The sequence below is a fragment of the Psychrobacter sp. GW64-MNA-CIBAN-0177 genome (assembly GCF_040309585.1).
In the GTDB taxonomy this organism is placed as follows: domain Bacteria; phylum Pseudomonadota; class Gammaproteobacteria; order Pseudomonadales; family Moraxellaceae; genus Psychrobacter; species Psychrobacter okhotskensis.
The window spans coordinates 1-11,132 of record NZ_JBEOOY010000039.1; the positions used below are offsets into that span (position 1 = coordinate 1).

At 44.2% G+C, this 11,132-nt stretch carries 12 protein-coding genes and 1 pseudogene; 2 read left to right on the top strand and 11 right to left on the bottom strand.

Annotation, left to right across the window (positions count from 1 at the left end; genetic code table 11):
- On the bottom strand, window positions 1–440 hold a 440-nt coding region (locus AAEY79_RS13795), incomplete at its 3' end, for a LysR family transcriptional regulator (protein WP_352288763.1).
- Between the two features lie 164 nt (window positions 441–604).
- Between AAEY79_RS13795 and AAEY79_RS13800 the strand changes: the two genes are divergently transcribed.
- The gene (locus AAEY79_RS13800; RefSeq protein ID WP_350587971.1) at window positions 605–1,744 is read left to right on the top strand and encodes an alkene reductase; all 1,140 of its coding nucleotides are present in this window, start codon (window positions 605–607) and stop codon (window positions 1,742–1,744) included.
- 77 nt (window positions 1,745–1,821) lie between these two features.
- Window positions 1,822–2,043 (top strand): hypothetical protein, encoded by a 222-nt coding sequence (locus tag AAEY79_RS13805; RefSeq protein WP_350587972.1) that lies wholly within the window; start codon window positions 1,822–1,824, stop codon window positions 2,041–2,043.
- 157 nt (window positions 2,044–2,200) lie between these two features.
- Here the strand turns inward: AAEY79_RS13805 and AAEY79_RS13810 are convergent, their stop codons facing one another.
- From AAEY79_RS13810 to AAEY79_RS13855, 10 genes and pseudogenes are all read right to left on the bottom strand, one after another.
- Window positions 2,201–2,878: a HupE/UreJ family protein gene (locus AAEY79_RS13810; protein ID WP_350587973.1), complete on the bottom strand. Its 678-nt coding sequence runs from the start codon at window positions 2,876–2,878 to the stop codon at window positions 2,201–2,203.
- Between the two features lie 105 nt (window positions 2,879–2,983).
- Window positions 2,984–3,637: an urease accessory protein UreG gene (gene ureG, locus AAEY79_RS13815; protein WP_350587974.1), complete on the bottom strand. Its 654-nt coding sequence runs from the start codon at window positions 3,635–3,637 to the stop codon at window positions 2,984–2,986.
- Window positions 3,638–3,675: 38 nt separating this feature from the next.
- On the bottom strand, window positions 3,676–4,491 hold the full coding sequence (locus AAEY79_RS13820; protein WP_025652877.1) for an urease accessory protein UreF: 816 nt from the start codon (window positions 4,489–4,491) through the stop codon (window positions 3,676–3,678).
- Window positions 4,484–5,005 carry an urease accessory protein UreE gene (ureE, locus tag AAEY79_RS13825; RefSeq protein ID WP_352288767.1) on the bottom strand — a complete coding sequence of 174 codons (522 nt, stop codon included), beginning with the start codon at window positions 5,003–5,005 and terminating at the stop codon, window positions 4,484–4,486. The genes AAEY79_RS13820 and ureE overlap by 8 nt, the downstream gene beginning before the upstream one ends.
- A gap of 74 nt (window positions 5,006–5,079) precedes the next feature.
- Window positions 5,080–7,206, bottom strand: coding sequence for an urease subunit alpha (gene ureC, locus AAEY79_RS13830; RefSeq protein WP_352288770.1), 2,127 nt, complete (start codon window positions 7,204–7,206; stop codon window positions 5,080–5,082).
- Window positions 7,207–7,285: 79 nt separating this feature from the next.
- Window positions 7,286–7,588, bottom strand: coding sequence for an urease subunit gamma (gene ureA / locus AAEY79_RS13835; protein ID WP_025652874.1), 303 nt, complete (start codon window positions 7,586–7,588; stop codon window positions 7,286–7,288).
- A gap of 136 nt (window positions 7,589–7,724) precedes the next feature.
- Window positions 7,725–8,735, bottom strand: a complete 1,011-nt coding sequence (locus tag AAEY79_RS13840) for an urease accessory protein UreD (RefSeq protein ID WP_101211061.1) — start codon at window positions 8,733–8,735, stop codon at window positions 7,725–7,727.
- A 139-nt stretch (window positions 8,736–8,874) separates the two neighbouring features.
- Complete coding sequence (urtE, locus tag AAEY79_RS13845) at window positions 8,875–9,573, bottom strand: urea ABC transporter ATP-binding subunit UrtE (protein WP_101211062.1); 699 nt, start codon at window positions 9,571–9,573, stop codon at window positions 8,875–8,877.
- A 65-nt stretch (window positions 9,574–9,638) separates the two neighbouring features.
- A complete protein-coding gene (gene urtD / locus AAEY79_RS13850; RefSeq protein ID WP_101211063.1) occupies window positions 9,639–10,559 on the bottom strand; it encodes an urea ABC transporter ATP-binding protein UrtD in 921 nt (306 codons plus the stop codon).
- Window positions 10,559–11,056: pseudogene (locus AAEY79_RS13855) on the bottom strand (ABC transporter permease subunit); the annotation flags it as partial. The pseudogene AAEY79_RS13855 and the gene urtD, both read right to left, overlap by 1 nt.
- Between the last annotated feature and the right edge of the window lie 76 nt (window positions 11,057–11,132).

The following is an 11,132-nucleotide window of genomic DNA, read 5'->3' on the forward strand; positions in this document are numbered from 1 at the left end:
AGTTCACCTGCCGCAATCAGCTGATTGATGTTATCTGAAGCAAAGTCGCGCACTATCAACCTCAAATCAGGCGCTTCGCGGCGCGTTATATGAAACAATTGCGGCAATAATGCCTGCGTCGCATAGTCGGTCGCGCTAATCGTAAAGACGCCTTTATAGGTTTGCGGCGTAAATACCTCCGGCTCTAATAATACTTCCAACTGCTTTAATATCTCGTCAATAGGTTGTTGCAGCGATAGTGCCTTTGGCGTTGCCACCATGCTATTGCCTTGACGAATAAATAGACGGTCATCAAATAGATCGCGCAGCTTACGCAACTGCTCGCTAATCGCTTGTTGCGTCAGACCCATTTTGCGCGCGACTTGTGAGAGATTTTTTAGATCAAATAGTGACTGAAGCACCCTAAGCTGCTTAATATCAAGACGGTTCATACCATTCATAATCTGTACCATTAATAGTTGTATCTTAAACAACAATAGGTTGTTTCTAATTGTACCCGTAACGCTCTATGCTTACCAACATTGCTTAAGTCGCCAATCAAACCTGAAAACAGGGTGCTTGGCTCAAAGAATAAGCCTATCCGTTTGCTTCAAAAGAGAGTGTTATGAAACAATCTATACCAAATACCAGTACATTATTTTCGTCTGTAGCGCTTGGCCCTTATACGCTTAAAAACCGTATCGTGATGCCACCGTTGACACGCTCTCGTAGCACGCAACCAGATAATATTGCTAATGACTTAATGGCAAGCTATTATGCACAGCGCGCCTCGGCAGGCTTTATAGTGACTGAAGGTACGCAGATTGAGCCGAGAGGTCAAGGTTATGCGTGGACGCCAGGTATTCACTCACCAGCCCAAATCGAAGGCTGGAAAAAAGTCACGCAGGCGGTACATGCTAAAGGCAGTATTATTTTTGCGCAGCTTTGGCACGTTGGCCGTGTCTCTCATACCAGCTTACAACCGAACCAAGCTCAGCCTATCGGGCCATCTGCTATCACTGCTGACAATGTCAAAGTATTTATTGAAACGGGCCCAGGCGAGGGCGCTTTAGCCGACCCAAGTGCGCCACGCGCACTCAGTACAGAAGAGGTGGGCGAGTTGGTCGCGATGTATGCACAAGCTGCTCGCAACGCATTAAAAGCTGGATTTGACGGGGTAGAGCTGCATTGTGCCAATGGTTATTTAGTGAATCAATTCATCTCTGAGCATAGCAATACACGCGATGATCAGTACGGTGGTTCACTGTCTAATCGTCTGCGTTTTTTACAAGAAGTGGTCGCTGCCGTCAGTGAGGTGGTTGGTGCGGATCGTTTAGGCGTACGCTTTGCGCCATTATTTGCGAGTACGGATGAGACGCGCGTGTATTTAGGCTTGGTAGAGTCAGATCCCCATCATACCTATGTCGAAGCAGTCAAATTGCTTGAGCAAGCGGGTATTGCTTATTTGTCCATTGCAGAAGCTGATTGGGATAATGCGCCTGATTTACCAGACACTTTTTATCAAGCAGTCAGAGAAGAGTTTTCAGGCCGTATTATTTATGCTGGCAAGTACACGGTACAAAAAGCTGTGAACATTTTAGAAAAAGGCTACGGTGATTTATTCGCGTTTGGTCGTCCTTTTATCGCCAATCCTGATCTGCCAGAGCGTATTGCCAATAACTGGCCATTGAATGAAGTAGATCCTACCACGATGTATGGTGGTACTGATGTGGGCTACAGTGATTATCCTTATTACCAAAAATAAATTAGTGAAATAAGACCATTCGTGGTCTTATTTTTTTGCTTATAAACGTAAGTATTTTTATAAGGTGATATAAAGTGATGAGTAAAAATTTTAAAGACAGGCTGATACGCATATTAATAGGGTATGTTGGACTTTATCCGACGCTCTTAATCGTATTAACGCTATTAAAGCCTGTGACCCAAAGTCTAAGTTTGCCCGTAGTGGTGTTGATTGAGACAATAATCCTCGTTCCGCTGACACAAATGGTGTCATTCCCACTAGCAGGCAGGCTTATTGAGCGTTTAAGAAGAAATAAGTAATCGCTATGTATACCGTGATTTTGCCAAATAAGTCTCTATCAGACGACAATATCTTGAATTTGTATTTTATAACTTCATTCAAATACTCATGACAGTTGAAGGTATTGCCCTAGCGACTAAAGCGTCTTGTGTTGTTTGGTTTAATTGATGATACGCCCTAACTAAATAGTACAGCGCATAGACCGACAACCGCCATAACGCGTTGAATAATCAAGCTATCTTGCAGGTAATTGTTTAGATAAGTGGCCACGCCTTTGCCGACAGTATATAGGCCTAGCATAGCAACAATCATACCTGTAAAGAAGCCAGCGGTATTACTGTTTGCAGGCACTTCGATTGCATGAGCTGCACCGTGGAACATAGCAAGCGCACCAAAGCCAATGACTAAGAATTTATACACGGTTTTGACGGACATCTCGTGGCCTTGAGTCAATGCCACATTAAAGTAGCGGCTCATAAGTGCCATGGTCAGGAGTACGATAGAGAGTAAAATACCGTATTCAATAAACAGGCTATTCAAGCTCACACTTAAACTCAGTACAAATCCTGTTACTAGACCAATTAACAGTGCTACAAATCCTTTTTTAAAGCTGTGCATTTGAGTAAATAACATGCCCATACCCAGCGCTAACATAAGATGGTCTAACCCAGTTAAAGGGTGCAACATACCAGATAATATAGAAGTACTAAATGAGCCATCTGCTGCCATCAAGCCATGCCCAGGGTGAGCAAATGCGAGTGTTGGTAGTAATGATAGCAATGCTAAGCCACTGATTATGGTGGTTTTCTGGAAGAGGTTTTTGCGTATCATCGTTTTGGCTGTGTCTGTTGTCATGATAAATCCTTAATAAATAAACAAATCGATATAAAAACTGACTGATAATCCACTGATCCATCAGCGGTTTTTAGAGCACTTATTGATGCCATTACCTAAGGCATTCTACGCCACACTTAACATGCCTTTATCTAAGATAAAAGCAACAATGTCATCAAGACCTTCGCCTGTTTTCATGTTACTAAATACCACAGGCTTATCACCGCGCATTTTTTTGGCATCACGCGCCATTACCTCAAGTGACGCGCCTACGAAAGGGGCAAGGTCGGTTTTATTGATAATGAGCAAGTCAGATTTCATGATGCCAGGTCCGCCTTTACGAGGAATTTTATCGCCTGCAGACACGTCAATGACATATAGTGTCAAGTCGGACAATTCAGGGCTGAAAGTTGCTGCCAAATTATCACCACCAGACTCGATGATAATAAGCTCAAGACCTGCAAATTGCTGCTGTAATTCGGCGATGGCAGATAAGTTAATTGAGGCATCTTCACGGATGGCAGTATGCGGGCAGCCACCCGTTTCGACACCACGAATACGCTCAGCTGGCATGGCATTATTGCGGGTTAAAAATTCAGAGTCCTCTTTGGTATAAATGTCATTAGTCACCACTGCCATATCGACGTCATCACGCAAGCGTTGACATAATCTTAGTGTTAATGCCGTTTTTCCTGAACCAACGGGACCGCCAATACCTAGGCGTAGGGGAGACAGTGTCGTGTCTGAATGTTTGCTTTCGACTTTAGGTGTCAGTGCCATAAATAAATTTCCTTAAGAAGGGTTGTGTTGATTAGCGATTAAGAGCGAAATAAACGGCTGTATTGCCTTTCATGCTGACAAGACAGTATCGCTAAATTGGGTAAATTAGCGGACATGTGTAGCTGTTTATAAAGTAGATTTAGCTTTAATATACTTACATTAGGTGTGTTGAGCTCTAACGGCATGTCTTGAACTTGCAAAAAGCTTTGCTTGACGCTGGTAGCCAATGGATATACCTGCGTGCTTAATAACTGCTGTAATTGCCAAATGATTCGCTGTCCTGCCATTTGCCCAAGCGGTACCGTTTTAACCGCCGCCAGCACCATATTTTCTATTTGACCAAAGGCGTAAGTAGTCATAGCTTGTACAGGGTTAAATTGCCAATGTGAGCTGATATGGGCAAATAGTGGCAAAAACCCATGTGCGAGTAAGCTATCAGGCACGTTGAGCTCAAGAACATTGTCTAGCCATGCAGATAAAGACAGTGCCAATTGGCTCGACTCATAAACGAACTCTTTGCTTTCACGGCTGGCGTGGTAATCTGCACCTAAAGCATCAGCCAGCTCTACGTCATCAACCATAAGGGCTTCAATCATGAGCGCCAGTAGTGGTAGCTCATAACGACATAACGCCAGTTCCAAATAATCACTCATAAACTCTAAAGTACTGCTTTCGTTATGAATGAGACCTGACTCAATAGCGGGTTCTATGCCTTGCGAGTAGGTATAACTGCCAATAGGCAAGTTACTTGAAGCCAACATCAACAGCCGTCCGGTCACATCTGTATTATTCAAGTTGTTTGTACCTTGTGCTGTACTGGTAGTCTGCTGTGAAGGCGTGGCATGATTAGTCATGAGAGTGACCATGCCTGTGTGAATGATCATGACCATGAGAATGCCCGCCATGATTGCCTTTGTATGCACCAGTTTCTGGCTCAAACGGCGCTTGTACGGCTTGGGTACGTAGTCTAAGTTGATGTAACATCGCTTCTAAAACATGGTCAGGCTCAAAGTAGAGGGCAGTAGAGGTCAGCATTAAAGGCACATGGCGGTTGCCTAAATGGTAAGCGCCTTTCATAAGGTCAAAATCATTATCAGCAGTCACTTCGATTAAGGCTTGATTAGCGGCCATAATCTGTATCAAGTTGCCTTGATGGTCTGCCAGCACACTGCCATTCTTAATAGTTTCCGTACGTGGCAAATCGACACCAATGGTTTCTTGATTCTGAGTGTCTGCTTTAAAACGGCTACGCTGACGGGTATCGAAATCTAAATATAAAAAGTTTTCTGCCTGTTTTTGCCTATCAATAATCGCTTGCTGTTCAGCGCTAAGGGTTGATAAATCAAGACGTTGCGTATAAATATTCATAATTATGTTTATAGTCCGTTAAAGTAGATGGTTGACAGCTGATGGTGGATTATCAGCACGACAATAAAAAGCAGCTAGAATAAAAAATAGCGCTGTGCCATCGGTAGATAGTCGGCAGGCTCACAGGTCAGCAGCTCACCATCGGCGTACACTTCATAGGTCTCAGGATTGACCTCCATCTTAGGACAGTAGCTATTAAACTTCATGTCTTGTTTACGTACCTTACGAATGTTGTGTACCGCTTTAATGACCTTTTCTAACCCTAATTGCTTGTCAACACCCTTATCAATAGCCGCACTTGACATAAAGGTGATGCAAGTCTGCGCCACTGTTTTGGGGAAGTTACCAAACATGCTGCGATAGTGCACAGGCTGCGGGGTTGAAATAGAAGCATTGAGGTCGCCCATGGACGCTGCTGCAATTAAACCCCCTTTAATGATTAGGTCAGGCTTTACTCCAAAAAATGCAGGCGACCATAACACCAAATCTGCCCATTTGCCTATTTCAAGTGACCCCACTTCATCACTAATGCCATGAGTGATTGCGGGATTGATGGTGTATTTTGCGAGGTAACGTTTGATACGAAAATTATCATTGCCGCTATCAGAGTCAGTAGGACTTAGCATGATATGCTCTGAAGATTGCTCGGTTTTAGCTGATTGATCTGGAGCAAGGTGGCCACGTTGGGCTTTCATCTTATCAGCCGTTTGCCACGTGCGAATAATGACTTCTCCCACGCGTCCCATCGCTTGCGAATCACTACTCATCATGGAGATGGCGCCCATATCTTGTAAGATATCTTCAGCGGCAATGGTTTCTTTACGAATGCGGCTTTCTGCAAAAGCCACATCTTCAGCAATGGCTGGGCTTAGATGGTGGCAAACCATGAGCATGTCGAGATGCTCGTCAATGGTATTAATAGTGAAAGGGCGCGTTGGGTTGGTTGATGACGGCAAAACGTTGGTTTCGCCAATAGCTTTTAAGATATCTGGGGCATGACCGCCACCGGCTCCTTCGGTATGGAAGGTATGAATACAGCGATCTTTAAACGCGCCTAGAGTGCTATCCAAATAGCCGCTTTCATTCAACGTATCGGTATGAATAGCCACTTGCACATCATATTCTTCAGCCACACTAAGGCAGTTATCAATGGCTTTGGGCGTGGAGCCCCAGTCTTCATGAAGTTTAAGACCAATAGCGCCTGCTTCAATCTGCTCCACAATAGGCGCAGGCAAACTAACATTGCCTTTACCTAAGAATCCGATATTCATCGCAATAGAATCAGTGGCTTTTAGCATACTATGAATATGATAAGCACCAGGCGTACAAGTAGTGGCTAGAGTACCTTCAGCAGGCCCCGTGCCACCGCCAAGCATCGTAGTCACACCAGACATCAATGCCGTTTCACACTGCTGCGGCGCGATAAAATGAATATGACTATCAATACCGCCAGCAGTCAAGATTTTACCTTCCCCTGCGATAATTTCGGTAGCCGCGCCAATAGGTAACGTCACGTTAGGCTGAATATCAGGGTTGCCAGCTTTACCAATACCACTGATACGACCCTCTTTGATAGCGATATCTGCTTTATAAATACCGCTATAGTCGACAATCAAAGCATTGGTAATAATAGTATCGGCAACTTGCTCACCTATTAGCTGTGACTGACCCATGCCATCGCGAATGACTTTACCGCCGCCAAACTTAACCTCTTCACCGATGCTAACAATATCAGTACTTTGGTCACTATGGTTAGTCAAATCATACTCGACCTCAAGCCATAAATGAGTATCTGCTAAGCGTACTTTGTCCCCTGTAGTAGGGCCAAAGTGCTCAGCATAAATACGTCTATCAATGCGTTTTTGCGAAGTGTCTTTGGTGGCTTTGACTTTGGCTAGTCCCATGACTTTTCCGGCAAAACCATAAATGTGATGTCTACCGGCGATAGCGACTAGCTCCACTTCACGCGTTTGCCCCGGCTCAAAGCGTACCGCAGTGCCAGATAGGATATTGAGTCGATAGCCAAGCGTCGACTCTCGATCAAAGCTCAGTGCCGCGTTTACCTCAAAGAAGTGATAGTGAGAACCGATTTGAATAGGGCGGTCGCCTGTATTGATTACCGCTACCGTTTGAACACAGCGATTAGCATTTAAAGCCATATCGCCTGCTTTAATCTTATATTCGCCTGCTTTCATCGTCATTTTTATTATCCTTAATTGTCTTACGGCAATGGCTTTATTCGCGTTCAATATCGTTTTATACGGTTTTATAGCAAACAAGCTATACGATGGGATTATGTACCGTCACCAGCTTAGTGCCATCGGGGAAAGTGGCTTCAACTTGGACATCCTGTATCATCTCTGCAATGCCTTCCATGACGTCATCGGTAGAGAGATAAGTGGCCCCTTCACTCATCAGCTGCGCCACGGTTTTGCCATCACGCGCACCTTCCATCAGTAACATGCTGATGTAGGCGATAGACTCAGGGTAATTTAGCTTGACGCCACGATTTTTACGACGTTCCGCCACCATACCGGCAGTAAATAGCAGGAGTTTATCTTTTTCGGTAGGGTTTAATTGCATAAAGCTTCCTCGATAATTATTTTACTTTAAAGGTTATTAACCGTTTTTAACCTTTATAAAGCAAATATTTTAAATAAAGTTATTTCGGTTTGACCAAGCGTAGTTTAAGGATGAGATTAAGTGGAAGCACATAATATTAGGTGTCCCAAATTCTCGGTCGATGAGGCTCAAGCGTGTACCATTTAGACCTGATAAGCTCGCGGACTTGGTAAAAAGATTCAAAGCAGGCGCGCACATCTGACCCCAAATAACGGCAATTAATACCTTGATAATTATGAGTACAGTGAATGGGTAGTGACTGCTGATCGATAAGATGGCGTATCTCGGTAATAGTGGTATCTAAATACTGACCAAGCTTGAGCGGATTATTCTGCAGCTCAGGCGCAATAATCTCTGTGCTAGGTATTGCCCAAAAAGAGCCATGAACATGATGATTGTTTAACCCAAGCGGTGAGGTAAACCAGCGCGTATTGGCTTGCTGGGAGGTGCACTCACTGACCAATAAATTGCCATCACGCCATATCTCTAAGCGGTTGGCATAATAACCATTAGCAAAAGTTTCTTGATACGCTTGCCGTCCGAACACCGCAATATCCCAAGTCAGCAAGCTTGCCGTCTTAGCTAAATAAAAGCGATTGTTGGCATTAGAGACGGAATGATCATAATAAATGCTTTCTTGGGGTAGCCATTCAAGAATAGCGTGGTCATCAAGGCGCGCGTCGATATGTTGTTCTGCGCTGACGGTATCGTTGAAAGTGTTGCTAATAGTATGAGAGCAGGAGCTATCATAAAGGGCATGGTCGGAGACGTTGTTTTTTGCTGATGAAGTACCGTTGGTAAATTTTGCGTTGGGTCTAGAGGATCGCAATGACTTGCGTTGTCCGTACCATTTGCCGGCTCCAGGGGTGGTAATCACCGCGTGACTATTAGAGTGTAGATTAAATGCTAACGTTAAGCGGTCATTATCGGCAATACCAGCAGGAGGATACAACACATAAATATGGCAAATCCCTGTTTGACTGTCAGGCTCAGGATAAAGCGCGCGCTGCACCATTAGCGCACCAGTATGGGCACGATGACACAGCCGAGTTTTAGTCTTATCCGCTAAATGGTCGAAATGGAGCTGTAGCGAGGATTGCCAAGTCAAAATATAATATCCTTAAAACTATGCTGTATGTTGTTAAACCCAATTTTGACTATAAGTTTAACTATCACAGCTAGTAAAAATATAGCATGTATTACCTTCTCGAAGCTTTATTTAATACGTAGAATCTAGTAGCTGCTCATTAGATTGCCACCAATTCTTGGATATTATTTTCTGCCATATCACATCCCGCTCCATGAGCAACGACTTGCCCTCGAGAAAGCACAGTATAGTTATCGGCAAGCTCTTCAGCAAAATCATAAAATTGCTCGACCAAAATGATGGCCATATCGCCTTTATCAGCAAGACTACGAATGACTCTACCGATGTCTTTAATAATTGACGGCTGAATGCCTTCGGTAGGCTCATCAAGTACCAGCACTTGAGGCTCAGAGGCCAGCGCACGCGCAATAGCTAACTGCTGCTGTTGACCGCCTGATAGATCGCCGCCGCGACGATGTTTCATCTCGTCCAGCACTGGAAATATATCATATAAGTGTTTGGGTACTTTACTTGCTTTTCGTTGAGAGAATTTAGCCATGCCAATTAGAATATTTTCTTCAACGGTCAAGGTGGAAAAGATATCACGGCCTTGCGGTACATAAGCGAGTCCTGCGCGTACACGCTGTTCAGGCGTCATCTTACTAATATCCTTACCGTTTAATAAAATTTCACCTGATTTGATGGGTAGGATACCCATCAAGCATTTAAGCAAAGTGGTTTTACCGACGCCATTACGACCCAGTACCACGCTACATTCTCCTACCGGGGCGGCGAGGGTGACATCACGTAAGATGTGACTGCCACCGTAATATTGATTTATGGCATTGACTTCTAACATATAAATACCTTTATTCTTTTTTAAGTCAAGTTTAAGAGCTACTATTTATTATCGACCTGAATGTATCATCGACCTAAATAGGTCTCGATAACGGCCTCATTGTTCTGTACTTCACTCAATGTCCCTTCAGCCAAAATAGCGCCATTTGCCAAAACTGTCACTTTCTCACTGATGGCATCAATAAAGGTCATATCATGTTCAACCACGATTAAGGTATGATTCTTTTTAAGGCGCAAACATAACTCAGCGGTATGTTCAGTTTCGGCATCGGTCATGCCTGCCACAGGCTCATCAAGTAAGATAAGCTTTGGTCTTTGCATCAGTAACATTCCAATCTCTAACCACTGCTTTTGACCATGAGATAACAGTCCGGCTGGCTTGTTGATCAGGTCTTTTAAGCGAATCTGCTGTAGCGTTGAGTCAAGTGTGTTTTTTGTGTCAGCATCAATTTTAGTAAACCAGCTTTTTGATACCCGCTTATCTTTGGGGGCCGCTAGCATTAAGTTATCAAGGACGGTAAAGTTTTCAAATACCGTTGGTTTTTGAAACTTACGACCAATGCCTGCTTCGGCAATCTCTTCGGTAGACAGCTTGGCCAAATTATGTACTTGACCAAAAAACGCGCTACCTTTGGTCGGACGCGTTTTACCAGTGATAACATCCATTAAAGTGGTCTTGCCTGCGCCATTAGGACCGATGATGCAGCGTAGCTCGCCCGTCTCAATGTATAAAGATAGATCATTGAGTGCCCGGAACGAGTCAAACCAGACGCTGACGTCTTCCAAATACAGCGCAATACCATGTCTCATATCTGGCCCTGATTTGGGAACAGGTTGTGCTAAGCCAGCACTATCTCCATAATCTTCAGCCAAAGTAGTGACTGGTCGGGTAGGTGTGGTTTCTGCAGTCGCTATGCTGTTAGCAGACTTAAGGTTCCTAGCTGGGGTATTGATATTATGGTCAGTTTTATTAGGTACTTTTGACATTATTCTTTTTCCTTCTTAAAACGATCGAGTACGCCAATAATGCCGTTAGGTAGAAATAAAGTAACCACCACGAATAATCCACCTAGGATAAGCAACCAAAACTCAGGGTAGGCCACCGTAAAGTAAGTTTTAATAACATTCACGGCACCTGCGCCTACGATAGCACCGATGAGTGACCCCCTCCCTCCAGCAGCCACCCATACTGCCATCTCGATAGAGTTGACTGGGTTCATCTCGCCTGGGTTAATGATGCCAACTTGCGGTACATATAGAGCACCAGCGATACCAGCAATGACTGCAGACAATACCCAAGCCGAAAGCTTGTACCAAAGCGTGCGATAGCCTAAATACTGCAAGCGATTTTCACTATCACGAATGGCACCGAGCACGCGCCCGTAAGGCTGACTCATCAGATAGCGTAGGCCAAGATATGACACTAGCAGCGCCAAAGCAGTCGTAAAGCACAGCACAGCTCTCGTTGAAGCAGCAGTGATGTTGTAGTGGCATAATAAAATTGGACAGCTTCTAAGAGGTTATAATAACCCAAAGAAGGAAACTAGTATGACCAACAAT